At 73.0% G+C, this 19,136-nt stretch carries 24 protein-coding genes and 2 riboswitches; of the genes, 6 read left to right on the top strand and 18 right to left on the bottom strand.

The features are described 5' to 3' along the window. The first annotated feature begins 1 nt into the window (after position 1). Complete coding sequence (locus tag EBO15_RS27410) at positions 2–766, top strand: 3-oxoacyl-ACP reductase (RefSeq protein ID WP_122197336.1); 765 nt, start codon at positions 2–4, stop codon at positions 764–766. On the opposite strand, the gene EBO15_RS27405 is transcribed toward EBO15_RS27410, so the two are convergent. Both EBO15_RS27405 and EBO15_RS46905 read right to left on the bottom strand, forming a co-directional pair. After that, a complete protein-coding gene (locus tag EBO15_RS27405) occupies positions 767–1,825 on the bottom strand; it encodes an alginate lyase family protein (protein ID WP_199744842.1) in 1,059 nt (352 codons plus the stop codon). Between the two features lie 49 nt (positions 1,826–1,874). Further along, positions 1,875–2,009, bottom strand: coding sequence for a hypothetical protein (locus EBO15_RS46905; protein ID WP_267898437.1), 135 nt, complete (start codon positions 2,007–2,009; stop codon positions 1,875–1,877). A 155-nt stretch (positions 2,010–2,164) separates the two neighbouring features. After that, positions 2,165–2,262, top strand: a riboswitch (glycine riboswitch). A 1-nt stretch (position 2,263) separates the two neighbouring features. Beyond that, positions 2,264–2,364, top strand: a riboswitch (glycine riboswitch). Between the two features lie 73 nt (positions 2,365–2,437). On the opposite strand from EBO15_RS46905, the gene gcvT reads away from it, so the two are divergent. The 4 genes from gcvT (at position 2,438) to EBO15_RS27385 (ending at position 6,679) form a co-directional block, all read left to right on the top strand. Beyond that, on the top strand, positions 2,438–3,538 hold the full coding sequence (gene gcvT / locus EBO15_RS27400) for a glycine cleavage system aminomethyltransferase GcvT (RefSeq protein WP_122197335.1): 1,101 nt from the start codon (positions 2,438–2,440) through the stop codon (positions 3,536–3,538). Between the two features lie 21 nt (positions 3,539–3,559). Further along, positions 3,560–3,949: a glycine cleavage system protein GcvH gene (gcvH, locus tag EBO15_RS27395; protein ID WP_122197334.1), complete on the top strand. Its 390-nt coding sequence runs from the start codon at positions 3,560–3,562 to the stop codon at positions 3,947–3,949. A 2-nt stretch (positions 3,950–3,951) separates the two neighbouring features. Continuing rightward, the gene (locus EBO15_RS27390) at positions 3,952–5,229 is read left to right on the top strand and encodes a serine hydroxymethyltransferase (RefSeq protein WP_122197333.1); all 1,278 of its coding nucleotides are present in this window, start codon (positions 3,952–3,954) and stop codon (positions 5,227–5,229) included. A gap of 76 nt (positions 5,230–5,305) precedes the next feature. Beyond that, positions 5,306–6,679: an L-serine ammonia-lyase gene (locus EBO15_RS27385; RefSeq protein WP_122197332.1), complete on the top strand. Its 1,374-nt coding sequence runs from the start codon at positions 5,306–5,308 to the stop codon at positions 6,677–6,679. A 13-nt stretch (positions 6,680–6,692) separates the two neighbouring features. Here the strand turns inward: EBO15_RS27385 and EBO15_RS27380 are convergent, their stop codons facing one another. The 15 genes from EBO15_RS27380 to EBO15_RS27310 all read right to left on the bottom strand — a co-directional run bounded on the left by EBO15_RS27380 (position 6,693) and on the right by EBO15_RS27310 (position 17,519). Beyond that, on the bottom strand, positions 6,693–7,142 hold the full coding sequence (locus EBO15_RS27380; RefSeq protein WP_122197331.1) for a winged helix-turn-helix transcriptional regulator: 450 nt from the start codon (positions 7,140–7,142) through the stop codon (positions 6,693–6,695). 30 nt (positions 7,143–7,172) lie between these two features. After that, the gene (locus EBO15_RS27375) at positions 7,173–8,333 is read right to left on the bottom strand and encodes a thiolase family protein (RefSeq protein ID WP_122197330.1); all 1,161 of its coding nucleotides are present in this window, start codon (positions 8,331–8,333) and stop codon (positions 7,173–7,175) included. Between the two features lie 390 nt (positions 8,334–8,723). Next, complete coding sequence (locus tag EBO15_RS27370) at positions 8,724–9,530, bottom strand: maleylpyruvate isomerase family mycothiol-dependent enzyme (protein ID WP_158628363.1); 807 nt, start codon at positions 9,528–9,530, stop codon at positions 8,724–8,726. Between the two features lie 98 nt (positions 9,531–9,628). Then, the gene (amaP, locus tag EBO15_RS27365) at positions 9,629–10,207 is read right to left on the bottom strand and encodes an alkaline shock response membrane anchor protein AmaP (protein ID WP_122197328.1); all 579 of its coding nucleotides are present in this window, start codon (positions 10,205–10,207) and stop codon (positions 9,629–9,631) included. A gap of 3 nt (positions 10,208–10,210) precedes the next feature. After that, positions 10,211–10,831 carry a DUF6286 domain-containing protein gene (locus EBO15_RS27360; RefSeq protein WP_122197327.1) on the bottom strand — a complete coding sequence of 207 codons (621 nt, stop codon included), beginning with the start codon at positions 10,829–10,831 and terminating at the stop codon, positions 10,211–10,213. Beyond that, positions 10,828–11,247 (bottom strand): Asp23/Gls24 family envelope stress response protein, encoded by a 420-nt coding sequence (locus EBO15_RS27355; RefSeq protein ID WP_122197326.1) that lies wholly within the window; start codon positions 11,245–11,247, stop codon positions 10,828–10,830. Before EBO15_RS27355 ends, EBO15_RS27360 begins: the two co-directional genes overlap by 4 nt. Beyond that, entirely contained in the window at positions 11,244–11,456 is a 213-nt protein-coding gene (locus EBO15_RS27350) for a hypothetical protein (protein WP_378236662.1), read from the bottom strand. Before EBO15_RS27350 ends, EBO15_RS27355 begins: the two co-directional genes overlap by 4 nt. A 75-nt stretch (positions 11,457–11,531) precedes the next feature. Next, the gene (locus tag EBO15_RS27345; RefSeq protein WP_122197325.1) at positions 11,532–11,804 is read right to left on the bottom strand and encodes a hypothetical protein; all 273 of its coding nucleotides are present in this window, start codon (positions 11,802–11,804) and stop codon (positions 11,532–11,534) included. Continuing rightward, positions 11,801–12,172, bottom strand: a complete 372-nt coding sequence (locus tag EBO15_RS27340) for an Asp23/Gls24 family envelope stress response protein (RefSeq protein ID WP_147481668.1) — start codon at positions 12,170–12,172, stop codon at positions 11,801–11,803. The genes EBO15_RS27345 and EBO15_RS27340 overlap by 4 nt, the downstream gene beginning before the upstream one ends. 20 nt (positions 12,173–12,192) lie before the next feature. Next, positions 12,193–12,720, bottom strand: a complete 528-nt coding sequence (locus EBO15_RS27335) for an Asp23/Gls24 family envelope stress response protein (RefSeq protein ID WP_378236926.1) — start codon at positions 12,718–12,720, stop codon at positions 12,193–12,195. 252 nt (positions 12,721–12,972) lie between these two features. Further along, the gene (locus EBO15_RS27330) at positions 12,973–13,650 is read right to left on the bottom strand and encodes a hypothetical protein (protein ID WP_147481667.1); all 678 of its coding nucleotides are present in this window, start codon (positions 13,648–13,650) and stop codon (positions 12,973–12,975) included. 26 nt (positions 13,651–13,676) lie between these two features. Continuing rightward, positions 13,677–14,300, bottom strand: coding sequence for a DUF6286 domain-containing protein (locus EBO15_RS27325; protein WP_147481666.1), 624 nt, complete (start codon positions 14,298–14,300; stop codon positions 13,677–13,679). A gap of 148 nt (positions 14,301–14,448) precedes the next feature. Then, entirely contained in the window at positions 14,449–15,312 is an 864-nt protein-coding gene (purU, locus tag EBO15_RS27320; protein ID WP_122197321.1) for a formyltetrahydrofolate deformylase, read from the bottom strand. A 128-nt stretch (positions 15,313–15,440) separates the two neighbouring features. After that, positions 15,441–16,382: a LysR family transcriptional regulator gene (locus EBO15_RS27315; RefSeq protein WP_122197320.1), complete on the bottom strand. Its 942-nt coding sequence runs from the start codon at positions 16,380–16,382 to the stop codon at positions 15,441–15,443. Positions 16,383–16,406: 24 nt separating this feature from the next. Then, positions 16,407–17,519 carry a pyridoxal-phosphate-dependent aminotransferase family protein gene (locus tag EBO15_RS27310; RefSeq protein WP_158628362.1) on the bottom strand — a complete coding sequence of 371 codons (1,113 nt, stop codon included), beginning with the start codon at positions 17,517–17,519 and terminating at the stop codon, positions 16,407–16,409. Positions 17,520–17,746: 227 nt separating this feature from the next. On the opposite strand from EBO15_RS27310, the gene EBO15_RS27305 reads away from it, so the two are divergent. Further along, positions 17,747–18,223 (top strand): NUDIX hydrolase, encoded by a 477-nt coding sequence (locus EBO15_RS27305; protein ID WP_122197318.1) that lies wholly within the window; start codon positions 17,747–17,749, stop codon positions 18,221–18,223. On the opposite strand, the gene EBO15_RS27300 is transcribed toward EBO15_RS27305, so the two are convergent. Beyond that, a complete protein-coding gene (locus tag EBO15_RS27300) occupies positions 18,220–19,119 on the bottom strand; it encodes an aldo/keto reductase (protein ID WP_122197317.1) in 900 nt (299 codons plus the stop codon). The two genes, EBO15_RS27305 and EBO15_RS27300, sit on opposite strands and share 4 nt — an antisense overlap. Between the last annotated feature and the right edge of the window lie 17 nt (positions 19,120–19,136).

Genomic DNA, 19,136 nt, shown 5'->3' with positions numbered 1-19,136 from the left:
CGTGCAGCGATTCGAGGACCGTGTCGCCGTCGTCACGGGCGGGGCCAGCGGGATCGGGCTGGCGACCGCCCGCCGCCTCGCCTCCGAGGGCGCGAAGGTCGTCATCGCCGACCTGGACGAGCCTCGCGGCCGGAAGGCGGCCGACGAGGTCGGCGGCCTGTTCGCCCGCACCGACGTCACGTCCGAGGACGACGTGAAGGCCCTGTTCCGGGCCGCCCACGACGCCTACGGGCGGATCGACGTCGCGTTCAACAACGCGGGCATCTCCCCGCCCGACGACGACTCGATCCTGGAGACGGGCCTGGACGCCTGGAGACGCGTCCAGGACGTCAACCTGACCAGCGTCTACCTGTGCTGCAAGCACGTCATCCCCTACATGCGGGAGCAGGGCAAGGGGTCGATCATCAACACGGCGTCGTTCGTGGCCGTGATGGGCGCGGCGACCTCGCAGATCTCCTACACGGCGTCCAAGGGCGGCGTCCTGGCGATGTCGCGCGAGCTCGGCGTCCAGTTCGCCCGGGAGGGCATCCGCGTCAACGCGCTGTGCCCCGGCCCCGTCTCGACGCCGCTGCTCCAGGAGCTGTTCGCGAAGGACCCGGAGAAGGCCGCGCGCCGCCTCGTCCACATCCCCGTCGGGCGCTTCGCCGAGCCCGAGGAGATCGCGGCCGCGGTCGCGTTCCTCGGCTCGGACGACGCGTCGTTCGTCACCGCGTCCGAGTTCCTCGTGGACGGCGGCATCTCGGGCGCCTACGTCACCCCGCTCTAGCTAGGGGGCGTCGGCGTGGGTGAGGGTCTCCCAGCCGAGGAAGTAGGAGGGGCCGTCCGGGCGTTTGGCGGCGACCAGGGCGCCCGTCTTGGGGAGTGAGACGCCGAGGCGGTGGTGGTAGGCGTTGTAGCCGACCTCCAGGACCGGGCCGAGGCCGGTCCTGGGGGCGCCCTTGCAGAGCCAGGACGGCGCCTTGGCGCCCAGGTCGTACCGGGCATGGAACTCCATGGCCTTGGTCAGGCGGGGCCGGGCCTCCTTGTAGAGGTCCAGGCCCTGGAGGCGGGCGGTCTCGGCGACGTGGACGGCGGCGTCCAGGGCCCAGCCGGTGTGCCCGAAGTCGCGGCAGGTCTCCTGGGCGAGGCCGTCCACGAAGGTGTCCTGGCCCTGCCAGTACCTGATCGTGGCGGACTTGCCGGTGATCCCGGCGGGGGTCTTCGGGAGCGCGCCGTCCTGTTTGAGGTAGACGTACTCGGGCAGGCGCCTGCGCCAGCGGGCGACGGCCGTGTCGAAGGCGGCGCGGTCGTCGGTGTGGACGGCGATGGAGAGCGTCGCGTCCGTCATGATCAGTTCCCAGTTGCCGTTCGTGGTCGGCCGGTCCTTGTCGACCACGGGCAGGTACACGGTGCGCAGGAAGGACGCGAACCTCTTCTGGCCCGTCCATGTCGCGCCGTACGGGGAGTACTTGATGATCTCGGCGGCGCGGGCCCAGTCGTCGGCGGCCCAGGCGGACTGGAGCGGCGCGTTGGAGTTCGTGTGCTCCTTGAGGACCTTCGCCCACGCGTCCATGAGCTGGACGGCCTTGGCCGCGTACCGCTGGTCGCGGCCGACCGTGTAGGCGAGGGCGTCGGTGTAGGCGGCCATCGCGTCGTCCCGCTCGTCCGTGCACCCGTGGTTCGGGTTGGACGAGGAGCCGCACTCGACGTTCGCGCGGGGCTTCGGCGTCCGCGTGAGATCGGCGTACTTGCTCGCGATCATCGCGTCGTAGGCCTTCTTCTGCGGCTGCTCGCCCGCCTTGACGCGGCCGCGCATGGCGTCGAGCTGCTGCTTGCCGACCAGCACGCCCGGGTGCTTGAACCCGGCAGCGGACGTCGCCGCGACCGCCCCCGCCTCATGCGTGCCGGACCCGCCGTCCCCCCCAGGCGCCCCTCGCCACGGACGCCGCCACGGACGCCGCCACGGACGCCGCGACCACCGCCGCCCCCGCGCCGGAGGCGAGCCACACGCGGCCCCGGTTGAACGCCATCACGAGATCCTCTCGTCGCCTGAACGATCCCTGAACGCCCGATCATGCAACCGTCGTGGCCCGGCGCCGTCAATCAGAACGCCGAAATCCGCCACAAAGGGCGACAAGTCGGCTGGTAGCGCGGTCGAGGGCGCTGATACATTGCGGGCAGCCGTTGAACCCGCGCGGGAGAGTGCTCCCGCCGCCAGCGGGGGCCGCCGAAGGAGCAACTCCTCCCCGGAACCTCTCAGGCCCCACGGACCGCGCGGACCAGGCGACCTCTGGAAAGCGAGGGCGTTCCCGCCCTCCGCCGAAGGTGAAAGCCCCCTCCGAGGACGGGGTGAAACTCTCAGGCGCCGATGACAGAGGGGGAGGCACCGAGCCGCCCGGTGCGCGAGTGGGACCATTGACGGAGTCCACGCGCGCCCCGCGACCAAGGAGCCAGACCCATGTCCGCCGATCCGACTCCCAAGAAGACGCCGCTCTACGACGTCCATGCCGCTCTGGGCGCGAACCTCGTGGACTTCGCGGGATACCTCATGCCGCTCCGGTACGCGAGCGAGACCGCCGAGCACAAGGCCGTCCGCACCGGCGCCGGGCTCTTCGACCTCTCCCACATGGGCGAGATCTTCCTCACCGGCCCGCAGGCCGCCGCCGCGCTGGACTTCGCGCTGGTCGGCAACATCTCGCCGATGGCCGTCGGCAAGGCCCGCTACACCATGATCGTCGACGGGGACGGCGGCGTCCTGGACGACCTGATCGTCTACCGCCTGGCCGCCGAGACCTACCTGGTCGTCGCGAACGCCTCGAACGTCGCGGTCGTCCGGGAGGCCCTGGTCGAGCGCGCGAAGGACTTCGAGGCCGAGGTCGACGACCGCTCCGACGCCTACGCTCTGATCGCGCTCCAGGGCCCGGACGCGCAGGACATCCTGCTCCGTTTCACCGGCGCCCCGCTGGCCGAGCTGAAGTACTACGCGATCCTCCCCGCGGACGTGGCCGGGAAGGACGCCCTGATCGCCCGCACCGGGTACACCGGCGAGGACGGCTTCGAGCTGTTCGTCACCGCGTCCGACGCGGTGGAGCTGTGGAACACCCTGGCCGCGGTCGAGGGGGTCGTGCCGTCCGGGCTGTCCGCGCGCGACACCCTGCGCCTGGAGGCCGGGATGCCGCTCTACGGCAACGAGCTGACCACGGAGACGACCCCGTTCGACGCGGGCCTCGGCCGGGTGGTCAAGTTCGAGAAGAACGGGGACTTCGTCGGCCGCGCGGCGCTGGCCGCGCGTGCGGAGGCCGCCGCAGGCCGTAGGCTCGTGGGACTGGTGGCCCGCGGACGGAGGGCGCCCCGCAAGGGGTACGCGGTCGTCGGCCCGGACGGCACGCCGTGCGGGGTCGTGACCAGCGGCGCGCCGTCGCCGACGCTGGGCAAGCCGATCGCCATGGCCTACCTGGACGCCTCGGTCCCCGAGGGCACGTCCGAGCTGGCCGTGGACGTCCGCGGCCGGCACGAGCCGGTCGACGTCGTCGCCCTGCCTTTCTACAAGCGTTCCTGAGACCCTGGAGAGAGAACAACCGTGAGCGTTCCGGAGCAGCTCCGCTACAGCGAAGAGCACGAGTGGGTCGCCGGCCTTGAGAACGAGGACCGCATCGTCACCGTCGGCATCACCCAGCACGCCGCCGACGCGCTCGGCGAGATCGTCTTCCTCGAGCTCCAGCCGGGCGAGGGCGACACCGTCGAGGCGGGCGAGACCTGCGGCGAGGTGGAGTCCACCAAGTCGGTCAGCGACCTGTACTCCCCGGTCAGCGGCGAGATCACCGCGATCAACGCGGCCGTGATCGACGAGCCGAAGGTCATCAACGACGACCCGTACGGCGAGGGCTGGATCTTCAAGGTCAAGATCACCGACGAGCCGGGCGACCTGCTGGACGCCGCCGCCTACGACAAGCTGACCGAGGAGTCCTGACGATGACGGCTCCCTCGTCGAACTCGTCGCACGACGCGCCGCTCGCGGAGGTCGACCCCGAGGTCGCCGCCGCGGTCGCCGACGAGCTGCACCGCCAGCAGTCGACCCTCGAGATGATCGCCTCGGAGAACTTCACGCCGGTCGCGGTGCTGGAGGCCCAGGGGACGGTCCTCACCAACAAGTACGCCGAGGGCTACCCGGGCCGCCGCTACTACGGCGGCTGCGAGTACGTGGACGTCACCGAGCAGCTCGCCATCGACCGGGCCAAGGCCCTGTTCGGCGCCGAGTTCGCCAACGTCCAGCCGCACTCGGGCGCGCAGGCCAACACGGCCGTGTACTTCGCGCTGCTGAACCACGGCGACACCATCCTGGGCCTGGACCTGGCGCACGGCGGCCACCTGACCCACGGCATGCGCCTCAACTACTCGGGCAAGGTCCTCAACGTGGTGCCCTACCACGTCCGTGAGGACGACGGCCGGGTGGACATGGACGAGGTCGCGCGCCTCGCCGAGGAGCACCGGCCGAAGATGATCGTGGCCGGCTGGTCGGCGTACCCGCGGCAGCTGGACTTCGCCCGGTTCCGCGAGATCGCGGACGCGGTGGGCGCGCTGCTCATGGTCGACATGGCCCACTTCGCGGGCCTGGTCGCCGCCGGGCTGCACCCGTCGCCCGTCCCGTACGCCGACATCGTCACGACGACCACGCACAAGACCCTCGGCGGTCCGCGCGGCGGCCTGATCCTGGCGCGGGAGGAGTTCGGCAAGAAGATCAACTCGGCCGTGTTCCCCGGCATGCAGGGCGGTCCGCTGGAGCACGTCATCGCCGCCAAGGCCGTCGCGCTCAAGGTCGCGGCGTCGGAGGAGTTCGGCGACCGGCAGCGGCGCACCCTCGAGGGCTCCCGCATCCTGGCCGAGCGCCTGCTCGCCGAGGACGCGGCGAAGGCCGGCGTGAAGGTGCTGACCGGCGGCACGGACGTCCACCTGGTCCTGGTCGACCTGGTCGACTCCGAGCTCACCGGGCGGGACGCCGAGGACCGGCTGCACGACATCGGCATCACCGTGAACCGGAACGCCGTCCCGAACGACCCGCGTCCGCCGATGGTGACCTCCGGGCTGCGGATCGGCACCCCGGCCCTGGCCACCCGCGGCTTCGACGCGGAGGACTTCCGCGAGGTCGCGGACGTCATCGCGCTGGCGCTCCAGCCGGAGTTCGACCAGGCGGCGCTGGCCGCCCGGGTGAAGGCCCTGGCCGACAAGCACCCGCTCTACCCGAACCTGTGATCACCCGTGCCCCCGTCCGTCCTCCGGGCGGCCGGGGGCACGTGTCTTCGCACCGCTACAACGGAGTAGCAAGTCCATGGCTATCAGCGTCTTCGACCTCTTCAAGATCGGCATCGGGCCGTCCTCCTCGCACACCGGGGGACCGATGGCCGCCGCGCACCGCTTCGCCCGCGGCCTCGCCCAGGACGGAGTCCTGGAGAAGACCGCGTCCGTCCAGGCGATCCTGTACGGCTCGCTCGGCCTGACCGGCAAGGGGCACGGCAGCGACAAGGCCGTCATCCTCGGCCTGGAGGGCGACAAGCCCGAACTGGTGGACGTGGACACCGTGGACGAGCGCCTCGCGCGCGTCCGCGATTCCGGGTCCCTCACCCTGTACGGCTCGCACCCCGTGCCGTTCGTCGTGGGCGAGCACCTGGTCTTCGAACGCAAGATCTCCCTTCCCGGGCACCCGAACGGCATGCGCTTCACCGCGTTCGACGCCGACGGCAACGAGCTGCGCTCCCGGGTCTACTACTCGGTCGGCGGCGGCTTCGTCGTGGACGAGAACGCCACCGGCGCCGACCGCATCAAGGCCGACGACACCGTCCTGCCCTACCGCTTCGACACGGCCGCCGAACTGCTCGACCGCTGCCACGAGACGGGCCTGTCGGTCTCCGCGCTGATGCTGGAGAACGAGAAGGCGTTCGGCCGTTCCGAGGCCGAGATCCGGTCCGGCCTGGTCGAGCTGTGGAACGTCATGCGCGCCTGCGTCGACCGCGGCTGCTCCAGCGAGGGCCTGCTGCCCGGCGGCCTGAAGGTCCGCCGCCGCGCCCCCCGCCTGCACCGCACGCTGGTCTCCGAGAAGGCCACCGACCCGCTGCACGCGATGGACTGGGTGACCCTGTTCGCCCTGGCCGTGAACGAGGAGAACGCCGCGGGCGGCCGGATCGTCACGGCCCCCACCAACGGCGCGGCGGGCATCATCCCGGCCGTCCTGCACTACTACGACCGGTTCGTCCCGGGCGCGGACGACGAGGGCGTCGTCCGCTTCCTGCTGACCGCCGGGGCGATCGGCGTCCTGTTCAAGCAGAACGCGAGCATCTCCGGCGCCGAGGTCGGCTGCCAGGGCGAGGTCGGCTCCGCCTGCTCGATGGCGGCGGCCGGGCTCACCGAGGTCCTCGGCGGCACCCCCGAGCAGGTCGAGAACGCCGCCGAGATCGGCATCGAGCACAACCTCGGCCTCACCTGCGACCCGGTCGGCGGCCTCGTCCAGGTCCCGTGCATCGAGCGCAACGCCGTCGGCGCGATCAAGGCGATCAGCGCCACCCGCATCTCCCTGCGCGGCGACGGCAAGCACTTCGTCTCCCTCGACCGCGCCATCAAGACCATGAAGGACACCGGCCGGGACATGCTCGACAAGTACAAGGAGACCTCGCGCGGCGGCCTCGCCGTCAACGTCATCGAGTGCTGATCGGCACCCGGGACTAGACGGGGCGGACGCCGCGGCCGCGGGGGCTGTGGGCGCCCTCGCGGGCGGGCTCGCCGCAGGCGGCGCAGACGACCTCGGGGACGAGGTCGGCGCCGCAGGAGTGGGACCAGACGACGGGCGGATCGTCCTGGTTGATGTGGCGGTCGCCCCATTTGAGCAGGAGCAGCATCGCGTCGCCGAGCTCACGTCCGGCCTCGGTGAGGTGGTACTCGTACCGGGCCGGACGGTCGCTGTACAACTCCCTGCGGAGGACCCCCGCGCTCTCCAGCTTGCGGAGGCGCGTGGTGAGGATGTCGCGGGACGCGCCGGTGTTGCGGGCGATGCCGTCGAAACGCCGGACCCCGTGGAAGAGCTCGCGGACGATCAGGATCGACCAGCGCTCACCGACCAGGTCCAGGGTGCCCGCGATCGAGCAGGGCCTCGGGTCGGCGTCCTTCGGCGGCATGGTCCTCATCGTAGGCGCTCCCGGGCCGGGCTAGAGGCGCTCGATGATCGTCGCGTTGGCCAGGCCGCCCGCCTCGCACATGGTCTGGAGTCCGTAGCGTCCGCCGGTGTCCTCCAGGGCGTGCAGGAGCGTGGTCATGATCCGGGCGCCGCTCGCGCCGAGCGGGTGGCCGAGGGCGATCGCGCCGCCCCGGACGTTCGTCCGGGCCGGGTCGGCGCCGGTCTCGCGGAGCCAGGCGAGGACGACGGGCGAGAACGCCTCGTTCACCTCGAACAGGTCGATGTCGTCCAGGGCGAGGCCGGAGCGGGCGAGGGCCTTGGCGGTGGCCGGGATGATCGCCGTGAGCATGAGCAGCGGGTCGTCGCCCGCGACGGCGAAGGTGTGGAAGCGGGCGCGCGGGCGCAGGCCGAGGCGCTCGGCGGCCTCGCGGCTCATGACCAGGACGGCGGCGGCCCCGTCGTTGATCGGGGACGCGTTGCCCGCCGTGATGTTCCAGCCGATCTCGGGGAAGCGGCGCGCGGCGGCCTCGTCGTGGTAGGCGGGCCTGAGCCCGGCGAGCACCTCGGGGGTCGTGGCCGGGCGGACCGACTCGTCCCGGCCGGGCCAGGCGAGCTCGCGGTCGAAGGCTCCGGCGTCCCACGCGGCGGCGGCCCGGCGGTGGGACTCGGTGGCGAAGGCGTCCAGCTCGGCGCGGGTGAGCTTCCAGCGGGCGGCGATCAGCTCGGCGCTGATGCCCTGGCCGACCAGGCCCTCGGGGTAGCGCGCGCCGAGGAGCGGCCCGAACGGGTCGCTGCCGGGCAGGACGGCCGACCCCATCGGCACGCGGGACATCGACTCGACGCCGCAGGCGATCGCGACGTCGTAGGCGCCGGAGATCACGCCCTGCGCGGCGAAGTGCAGGGCCTGCTGGGACGAGCCGCACTGGCGGTCCACGGTCGTCGCCGGGACGGACTCGGGGAAGCCCGCGGCGAGGACGGCGTTGCGGGTGAGGTTGAGGGCCTGCTCCCCGGCCTGGGTGACCACGCCGCCGATCACGTCGTCCACGGTGGACGGGTCGATGCCCGCGCGCTCGACCAGCGCCTTCAGGGTGCGGGCGAGCAGGTCCACGGGGTGGTCCTCGTGCAGCGCGCCGCCGGGCCTGCCCTTGCCGACGGGGGTCCGGACGGCCTCGACGATCACCGCGTCGCGCATGGCTTCCTCCTTGGTTGGATTTTCCAACTCAAGGGTCGCGCTGTCAGTTGGATTTTCCAACCTACCGGGGACGTGGGGCGCGTCACACAACGACGACGTCCGGGACGACGAGCATCCCGGACGCCTGGACAGTGCGAAATACGGGTCGCGCTCCCGAGGTCGTGGCGATTGGACACGGCCTCCGGAGCGCTCGGGCCGCTCTAGTGGAAGGGGCCCGTTGGGAAGTCGTTCAGGTTGCGCCTCCATCCGTCGAGGGGCTCCTGCGGGGAGCCGTCCGTCCTCTGATGCTCCAGCAAGCGCCGCACCTCCAAACCCCTTCGACGTCAGCGGTCATTTCGAACGCTAGGGCCCGGATGGGTGATTTTGGGGATTAGGAGGACAAAGATGTCGTTACGGTGCCAGGGACATGGCCCCGGCGACCCGAGCGGCCAGCTCCTCGTCCCCGCTGGCCCCCACGGTCACGTCCGCGGACGTGCAGCGCCCCGTCACCAGCCGGACGAAGGTCTCCCAGTCCATCCGCAGGACGGTCGCGCCGTCCCGGGCCTCCTCCGTGAACGCCGCGCGCCCGTCCGGAGCGACCTCGACGTGCCGGGTGAACGCGAACGGGCCGCTGACCTCGAACGTCACGGCCGTCCCCGGGGACGCCCCGGCGCGCTTGCCGACGATCATCGGCAGGCCGCGCTCGACGACCTGGAACATCCGCGCCGCGGCGGGGGCGTCGAGGTTCCCGGGCCGTCCCACGGCGCGCCGGATGTCCTGCTCGTGCGCCCAGCAGTCGAACGCGCGGAACACCATCAGCTCGCCGTAGGTGCCCTCGCGGCCGGTCGGGAGCACCGCCGGCTCGTCGGGCGAGATCTCCGCGAGCCGCTCCATCCGCCGGTCGAGGACGACGCGCAGCTCCGCCAGGACCTCCGGACCGGGCGTCCCGCGCCGGTGGTCGACCGCGGGCTCCACCATCCGGCCGAGCGCGTTGCGGACGTGCGGCAGGTCGTCCGGGAGGACGTGGCCGGGCGCGGGATCCTCGCCCAGCAGCAGCGTCTCCACCCCGACCAGGTGCGCCACGATGTCCTTCACCCTCCAGCCGGGAAGCTCGGTGGGCCGCGTCCAGTCCGCGTCGCCGAAGGTCTCCGCCAGCCCGATCGTCGACCGGACGGTCTGCTCGAACGCCGCGACATGCCCTGCCATGAGTTCGTCCATGGCGGGCATCATCGCGCAAGGCCGTCCCCGCGAACAGAGCGGGGTTCGGAATCGGGCCGTCACATGACGTGAAGGTCACCCGCGTCCTGACGCGCGCGTCACTCGACCGTACGGCGCTCGTCCCCGGTGACCAGACTCAGCCGCACCACCGCGGGCAGCCGCTCCACCTCGAGCGCGCCGCGCAGCCGCACCAGCGCCGACTCCTGGATGCCGCGCCGCAGTTCCAGCAGGTCGGCGCGCCGGTCGTAGGCGACATGCAGGCGCAGCTTCGGCGCCGACGGGCGCCCCGCCAGCCGCGCCCGCGCCGACCGGACGCCGGGCAGCCGCCGGATGTCGTCCTGAAGCGCGCCCGTGAGCGTCCCCGCCGGGACGATCGTCCGGCCCGTGTCGTCACCGTCGTCCAGGACGACCCCGGTGATGCGGTCGGACCGTCCCTGCGCGAGCAGCCACACGATCCCGACGATCGCGGCCACCACGGCGCCCGCCCCGATCGCGGGCCAGTACCAGGGATGCGCCTCCGCGAAGTGCCGCGTCGCCCTGCTGAGAACGGGCTCGCGCGCGCGCGAGAAGCCGAAGGCACGCAACCCGAGGGCCAGCCCGATCCCCCCGGCGCCGACCAGCAGCAACCCGGTCAGGACGAGCAGCACGCGGTTCAGCCGCGCGGCATGCCGGTCCACCGCTCACCCCCTCCGCGTCCGCGCCCGGACGGCGACCCGGTACCCCGCCAGCGGCCGGACCTCGTTCAACTTCTCCTGGACGGACACCCTGACCTGCGCCTTCACCGCGTCCACCTCATGGGACGGGCAGTGCACCGACACCCTCACCTTGTGGCGGCCCAGCACGACGTGCGCCTGCGACGCGCCCTCCACGTCCTCGGCCGCCGCCGCGAGCGCGTTCCGCAGCCCGGCGGGCGTGACCGCCATCGCCAGATCCCGGTTGTCGCCCCGCAGCGGGACGACCCGCGGCCGTCCCGGGACCAGACCGGCCAGCAGGAACCACACCCCGACCAGCGCCACCGCCGCGCAGACCGCGAGCACGCCCCAGCTCCGCCAGGCCGCGTGCTGCGCCCAGTGCTCCGTCCGCCCGTACGGGACGAGCCGCGCGGCGTGCCCGCCCATCGTCGAGAACACCTCGATCGCCACGATCGTCCCGGACGCGGTCAGCACCACGGCCGCGACCAGCGACGTCACGATCCGGCGCGGCCGGAACGCCGAACGCGCCACCCGCGCCGCCCGCGTCCCCCTCCCCACCGGGACCCCCGCGCGCCCGGGCGCGGACGACCGTCCCGCGCGCGTGGTCATGCGATCCGCCTCCTCCCGTCCCGGGCGTCCGCGGCGTCCGGGCGGTCGAAGGCGGCGACCTCGACGTCCACCCGCTCGACGGTCATCCCGGTCATCTCGAACACGCGCGCGGTCACCAGCTCACGGATGCGCCGCGCCACCTGCCGGACCGGCGCCGGATACTCGACCGACGTGGACACGCGCGCGGTCACCCGGTCGCCGTCGACGACGACCCGGGCACGCGCGGCGACACGTCCCCCGACGCGGACGCCGAGGACCGACCGGTCCAGCCCCGCCGTCCCCGCGGCCTCCCCCGCCGCCCGGCCGACCACCCGCGTCAGCACCCGGTCGGTGATCCGGGTCGTCCCGCGCCGCGCCGCGGGCGGGACGACGGGCACCACGGACCCGACGGATCCGGCGGGCACCACGGCGGTCATTCCGCCTGCCGCTTCCGGTTGCCGAGCGAGTCCCACACCCCGGCGACGTCGATCTCCCCCGCGACCACGCGGCCGGCCAGCAGGCCCACCACACCGAGAACCAGGACCAGCAGAAACCCGCTCAGCCCGCCGAACACCCCGGCGAAGCCGAGCGCGGTCCCGTACCCGAGGCCCACCATGGACCAGATCGAGATTCCGTTCATGTTCATGTCATGCTCTCCCCCCTTGAACCGCTACCGCAGCCGTGCCCCTGGGCCGCTACCGCAGCCGTGCCACCTGGGCCGCTACCGCAGCCGTCGCGCCCGGCTACGGCGGTAGCGCCAGCGCTCCACCACCGCGACCGGGCCGAACCGCCTCGGGACACCGACGATCGGCGCGTCCGGGGACGGGCCCCCGCCCGTCCGGACGCGCCGCCTGCGCCGGAGCCCGGCGGCGAACGCCTCCGGGTCGCCGCCGAGGTCCGGATGGTGGTCGCGAACCCAGGCGCGGAACGCCGCGCGCTCCGTCCTGCCCGCTGTGCCCGCCGTGCCCGCTGTGCCTTCCTCCCGCGCCCTCATCCAGCCGCGCCGCCCTCGACGCCATCGGCATCGTCGTCGACGATGTCGGCGATCAGGACGTCCACCCGGCGGGCCCCGGTCAGCGGGCGCGCGGCGGCGCGGACGGCGTCGGCGAGGTCCGCCAGCGGACGCCCGAACCGCGCGACCACACCGATCTCGACGACGTCGTCCTCCACGACCACCCCGATCACTGCGGCCTCGGCGCGGTGCGCGGCGTGCGACGGTGGCGGCCCGGCCGCGAGGCCCGCCACGTGCTCCGCGGGCACGGGGCCCGCCAGGCCCGCCACGTCCGGCAGCGCGGTCACCGCGGCCGCGACGCGCTCCGCCAGCCCGACGGACGGAGGCGCCGCGGCCCCCGTCCGTCCCACCGGAGCGGTCGTCGCGCCGGTCACTGCACCCGCGGCGACGGCCTGTCGGCGTCGTTCGACGCGTCGTCCTGCCTGCTGTCGTCCCCGGGCAGGTGGACGTCGTCGACGGTGATGTTCACCTCGACCACCTCCAGCCCGGTCATCTGCTCGACCTGGTGGATCACGCTCTCCCGGACGGCGCGGGCGAGATCGGGGATGGCGACCCCGTACTCGACGACCAGGTCGATGTCCACGGCGGCCTGCCGCTCCCCGACCTGGACCGCGACGCCCCGGGTCACGCTGACCCCGACGCCCGGGATGCGCTCCCGGACCGAGCCGATCGTCCGGGCCATCCCGGCGCCCATCGCGTGGACGCCGCCGACCTCGCGGGACGCCATGCCGGCGATCTTCGCCACCACGCCGTCCGCGATCCTGGTCCGGCCGGTGTCGCTGACCAGCGCGCCGTTCTGCTTGGGCGCGACCGCGCGGCCGACGCCCGCGGCGACGGACGGCCCCGGCTTGCCCGCGGTCTTGCGGTCCGCGACGGTCCGCACCTGCTGGTTCGGCAGCCCGTCCACGTGATCCCTGGTGGCCTGCTGTCCGCTCTGTGGACTCACGGCGATTCCCCCTGTGGCCTCGTGATTGCCGGTTACATGCTCACGTTCCGTAACAGGAAAACCGCCACACAAGGCAAGAGACCACCAAAGTCGATCAACGACCCAAAAAGGACCGGCGGCGTGATCACGCCACCGGCCCCCAGGTACCAGTCCTAACGCCCGAACGGCCGGGAGACGGTGACACTCCCGACCTTCCAGGCATCTCTACCCGGCATCACGCTCGGTAACCGACCCCGGTCCGCCGTCGCCCACCGGACGCCGCCTCGCGTGCGGCACCAGCGCGGCTTCCACGTCGTCGTCGCTGGGGATGTCGAGCGGGTCCGCCGCGTCCGCCAGCCTGTACCGGACCGCGACCAGCAGCGTCTGCATGCCCAGCGCGTCACGGAACCGCGCGACGGGCCCGCCGCCGAGCACCGCGTGCACGTCCCCGGGACGCGCGTCCGACGCGCACTCGACGGTCACCGCCAGCCGCGGCCGCGACGCCGTCCCGGTCAGCCGCACCCGCACCGACCGGACGCCCGGCAGCCGCGACACGTCGCGCACCAGGTCACCGGACGCGGCGCGGGCGTGCATGCGGGTCGCGCCGTCCATGCCCGGACGGCGGCGGCGCACCCCGTCCCGGACGACGCCGCCCAGCCCGACCAGCCCGGCCAGCGCCACGACCTCGGCGACCGCCCCCACCAGCGGCCAGAACCAGTCGTGGTCCGCGATGTACCGTCCGGCCGCCGGGGACAGCACCGCCGTCCCCGCCGCGGCCGGCCCGAACGCGCCGAACCCGGCGCACAGCGCCAGCGTCCCGCCCCCGAGCAGCAGCAACCCGGTCAGCCCCACCATGATCCGCATGCCCAGCCCCTTCGAGTCACCCGCACCGCGCGCGGTCACCAGTCGCATGGTCGCCAGTCGCACGGTCAGTCGTCGCGCCAGCTCAGGCGGACGACGACGCGGCGGTCGCGCATCAGGTCGAAGCCGTCCAGCCGGGCGCGGACGGCCTGCCGCACCAGGTCGGCGCAGTTGGCCGGGTTGCGGTACCGGGTCGCGGCGCGGACGACGACACGACGCCGGAACCCGCCGCGCAGCCGCACCCGCGCCCGGTCGACCCCGGGCACGTCCAGCGCGGCGTCCGCGAGCACGCGGCGCAGGTCACGCCGGGAGACCCCGCCCGCGAGCCGCCCGTCCGTGCCCCGCAACGGCTCCCGGCGCGGACGCCCGGGAACCAGCCCGAGCAGCAGCAGCGCCCCCGCGACCGCGACGGCGCCCGCGACGGCCAGCACCGGCCCGTCATGCCACGCGGCCCGCCGCAGCGCGTGCGCGACGGGCCCCACCGGGACGATCCGGATCGGCGTCCCGACCATCGTGGACAGCACCTGCACGGCCGTGCCGCCGGCGGCCACGGCCAGCAGCAGGCCCGTCCCGCCGAGCAGCAGGACGCGCCGCGGCCGGAACTCGGCCAGCGCGGTGCGCCGGGACTGCTGCCGGGCGTGCGTCTCTTCGATGAGGTCGTGCACCAGCGTCTCGCCCATCACCACCCCCACCCGGGAACCGGACCGCCCGGAATGCCGTTACCCATGGTGAGGCAGAGGAACGCTCGGTGAAACCCGCCATGCCGAGAAGGCCTCACCTGCCGCGTCCGTCAGACCGAACCGACGGGCGGACGGGCCGACGGGCCGACGGGCGGACGGGTCAGCGGAAGACGACCGTCCGGTCGCCGTTCAGCAGGACGCGGTGCTCGGCGTGCCACCGGACGGCGCGCGCCAGCGCCAGGCACTCGACGTCGCGGCCCACGGCCACCAGTTCGTCGGCGCTGTGCGCGTGGTCGACGCGCGCGACCTCCTGCTCGATGATCGGCCCCTCGTCCAGCGCGGGCGTCACGTAGTGCGCGGTCGCGCCGATGAGCTTCACACCGCGCGCGTGCGCCTGGTGGTAGGGCTTGGCGCCCTTGAAACTCGGCAGGAACGAGTGGTGGATGTTGATGATCCGGCCGGGCAGCTTGGCGCAGAAGTCGTCCGAGAGGATCTGCATGTAGCGGGCGAGAACGACCAGGTCGGCGCGGTAGTGCTCGACCAGCGTGAGGATCTCCGCCTCCTGCGCCGCCTTGCCGCCCGCCCCGGACGGCAGGTGGTGGTAGTCGATCCCGTACGACTGGGTGAGCGGCCGCATGTCCGGGTGGTTCGACGCGACGGCGACGATGTCCACGTCCAGCAGCCCGGACCGCTGCCGGTAGAGCAGGTCGTTCAGGCAGTGCCCGAACCGCGACACCATGATCAGCACGCGCGGCCGCTCGGCGGTGTCGTCCAGCCGCCAGTCCAGGCCGAGCTCGGTGCCGAGCGCGGCGAACGCGGCGTGGAGCCCGTCGGCGTCCACGTCCCCCGGCGCGGCGAACTGGACGCGCATGAAGAACGTCGCGGTGTCGCGGTCGCCGAACTGCTGGCTCTCCAGGATGTTGCATCCGCGCTCGGCCAGCGCTCCGGAGACGGCGGCGACGATGCCGGGACGGTCCGGGCAGGAGAGCGTGAGGACGAACTCGCGCTGATCGTGCTGGGTCATGACTTCACTTTCGCCGCGGTGGGGACGTCCGGAATGAGGTACGAGCTTACGCGCGGCGCCGTCCGGTCGCTGACGTTCCCCCACGTCGGGGCCGCGTTCGGGGCGCTTCGGGGCGAACCGGCCGGTTCTCAGCGCACCGCGCGGAGCGGGGCGGGCGTCTGGGCGGGCGTCCGGGTGGGCCACGCGCGGGTGGTCTTCAGCAGCTCGATGAACGCCTGCTCGGCCGGTCCGAGCAGGCGGTCGCGGCGGTGCGCGACCACGATGGGACGGGGGCTCGGCGCGGGCGTGACGGGCAGGACGGCGAGCCGCCGCTCGGCGACCTCGGCCTCGACGCAGTGCTCGGAGACCAGCGAGATCCCGAGCCCGGACGCGACCGCCTGCTTGATCGTCTCGGGGCCCCAGATCTCGGCGCGCGAGACGCCGGAAAGGCCCCACTCGGCGAGCGCCTCCTCCTGGACGGCCCGGGTGGACGAGCCTGGCTCGCGGAGCAGGAAGCGCTCGCCCGCGAGCCGCTCCGGCTCCACCACCGGCTCGCCCGCCAGCGGATGGTCGGGCGGGGTGATGAGGACGACGCGGTCCTGGAGGATCGGCTCGCCGTCCAGCTGCGGGGCGCGCGGCGTCCCGGCGAGGACGGCGACCCCGATCTCGCCGTCCAGCAGGCGCTTCTCCACCTGCTCGGCGTTCCCGGTGAAGATGCCGACCTCGATGCCGGGGTGCCGCTCGCGGAACGCCGCCAGCAGCGGCGGGAGCAGGTAGGTGCCGACCGTGGTGGAGCCGCCCGCGACGAGCGTGCCGCTCTGCAGGCCGCTGACCTGACGGATCGCGGTGACGGCCTCGTCGGCGAGCAGGAACACGCGCTTGGCGTACTCCAGCAGCACCTCGCCCTCGGGGGTGAGCCGGATGCGCGCGCCGGAACGGTCGATCAGCGTCGTCCGCAGCGACTGCTCCAGCTGCCTGACCTGGTTGGAGACGCTGGGCTGGCTCAGGTAGAGCTTGGTCGCGGCGGCGGAGAACCCGCCCTCCTCCACGACCGTCATGAAGATCCAGAGGCGGTACAGGTTCAGCTGCACGAGGGCTCCTTGCGTGGCGGGGTGTCAGGCCCGGGCCGCGCTGACCGATGCGGCCAGGGCGCCCTCGAGCTCTTCGAGCCGGTGCCAGGGAATCTCGCCCATCGTGCAGATACGGAAGAAGCGCGACGAAAGGGATCCCTGCCCGGCGTATATGACATATCCGCGCCGCTTGAGCTCGTCATGAAGGCGGTCGTACGGCACGGCGTCCGGGAGGTGAAGCATCGTGACGGAGTTCGACCGCAGGTCAGGGCGCACGAGCACGTCCAGGCCGAGGCGCGCGAACCCGGACCGCACCAGCTCGGCGCGCTCCCGGTACAACCTCGTCCGCCCGGCGAAGCCGCCCTGCTCGAAGTACTCCTGGAGCGCCTCGTCCAGCGCGTAGCAGACCTGGACGGCCGGGGTGAACGGCACGTTCCCGCTCCGCTGGCCCTTCAGGTACGACGCCGCGTTCAGGTACAGGCTGCGCTCGGGCACCTCCTGGACGCGCTCGACGGCCTTCGGCGAGCACAGGACGAACGAGACGCCGGGCTGCCCGTGCAGGCCCTTGTTCGCGGTGCCGCACACGATGTCGGCGCCGATCTCGCCGAGGTCCTGGTCCTCGTTGCCGGTCGCGCTGATCGCGTCCACGACCAGCAGCGCGTCCGTCCCGGCCACGATCTCGCCGATCGCCTTCACCGGGTTGATCAGGCCGGTCGTCGTCTCGTGGTGGACGACCGCGACCGCGTCCACGCCGGGGTGCTCGGCGAGCGCGGCGCGCACCGCCTCCGGGTCGACCGGGGTCGTCCAGCGGGTGAGATCGTCGCCGTCCGGGCGGACGGCGTGCGCGGTGATCCCGTTCGCGCGGGCGATCCGCAGCAGCCGGTCGCCATAGACCCCGTTGTCCACGACCAGGATCTCCCGGCCTTCACGGACCGAGCTGATGACGGCCATCTCCATCGCCGAGGTGCCCGATCCGGTCACCAGCAGCGCCTCATGGGAAGTCAGGCCGAGCGCGCGGGGCAGGTCCGTACGGATTCTGGCGAGCAGCTCGCCGAATTCCGGTTCGCGGTGACAGAGGTCGCCTCGGAGCAGCGCGTCCTTGACGCGCTGGGAGGTACAGGCGGGACCGGGGTTCAGGAGAATGAGTTCGTCGTCCACGTCACCGGACGCTAACCACGCGCCGAACAGGCGGCCAGCCCCCGTTTCCGCATGGCCGCCATAGCCGATCGTGTATTGCCTTTATCCGGCAGGCCGCCGCGTGAATTTCGCACCCCGAGAAATCTCCGGCTGTTCACCTGCCCTTCCCGCGTTCGCCGTCTCGGAGAGCCGGCGCGGCCGATGCCATCATGGACGGCGCGACGAAACGCTGGAACCGAGGGGTTCTCATGGAGACCTATGAACCCGCCGAATGGTCGGCGCGTGCGGCCGTGCGGATCATCTGCCTGGACGGCGCGGACCGCGTCCTGCTGATGAACTGGCACGACCCCCACAACCACCGCGAGTTCTGGGAACCGCCCGGCGGCGGCGTGGACCCGGGCGAGTCCGACATCGAAGCCGCCCGCCGCGAACTGCACGAGGAGACCGGACTGCCGGGTTCGTCCGTCCAGGACGTGTCCGTCCGGGTCGAGCGGGACTTCCTCTGGCTCGGCACCCGCCACCTCAAGACCGAGCCGTTCTTCCTCGCCCGCTTCGCCGGCACCCCGGACGTCCGCCCGGCCGCGCTCACGCCGGAGGAGAACGCCACCTACCTCGGCATGGCCTGGTTCTCCCCCGGCGAGATCGCCGCCCTGGGCGGCTCCGTCGAGCCGTCCAACCTGCTGAGCGCGATCGCCCTGCTCCTCGCACACGACCCGACCGGTTAGCCGGCGAGCGCGTCGAGGCGGGCCGCCTGGTCGGCGGACAGCTCCAGGTCGAGCGCGGCGAGGTTCTCGGCCACGTGCGCCGGCGACGTCGTCCCGGGAATCGGCAGGATCGCCGGGGAACGCCGCAGCAGCCAGGCCAGCGCTGTCTGCGCCGGAGTCGCGCCGAGCTCCGCCGCGACCTCGGCGACCGTCCCGCCGGGCGCCGCGTGCGCGCCCATCGCGACGGGGAAGAACGGCAGGAACGCGATGCCGTTCCGCTCCGCGTAGTCGACGACGGGCTCGTGGTCGCGGGCGGCGAGGTTGTAAAGGTTCTGGACCGCCGCGATCGGCGCGACCGCCCGCGCCGCCTCGAGCTGCTCCACGGTCACCTCCGACAGCCCGATGTGCCGCACCTTGCCCTCGTCCTGGAGCCGCTTCAGCGCGCCGATCTGGTCCTCCAGCGGAACGTCCGGGTCGACGCGGTGCAGCTGGAGCAGGTCGATCCGGTCGGTGCGCAGCCGACGCAGGCTCAGCTCCGCCTGCTGCCGCAGGTAGGCGGGGTGCCCGAGCGGCACCCACTCCCCCGCCGACGGCCGCGCCACCCCGACCTTCGTCGCGACGACGACACCCTCGCGGTACGGGTGCAGCGCCTCCCCGACCAGCTCCTCGCCGCCGCCCAGCGCGTAGGCGTCGGCCGTGTCGATGAACTGGACGCCCAGCTCGACGGCCTCCCTGAGCAGCGCGAGCGCCGCGTCCCGGTCGGCGGGCGGCGTCCAGATCGGCGCCGCGGTCGGGTCGGCCGGACGCCCCGGCCCGTCCGCCAGCCGCATCGTCCCCAGGCCCACCCGCCTCACGACGAGGTCGCCCCCGAGGTCGAGCGTCGTCGCGGTCCTCGTCTTCATGTCCGTGTTCGTCATGCTTCAACGATCGTTCC

Source organism: Actinomadura harenae (assembly GCF_003696215.1).
Classification (GTDB): Bacteria; Actinomycetota; Actinomycetes; order Streptosporangiales; family Streptosporangiaceae; genus Spirillospora; species Spirillospora harenae.
This window is presented reverse-complemented; position numbering and strand designations above follow the sequence as displayed.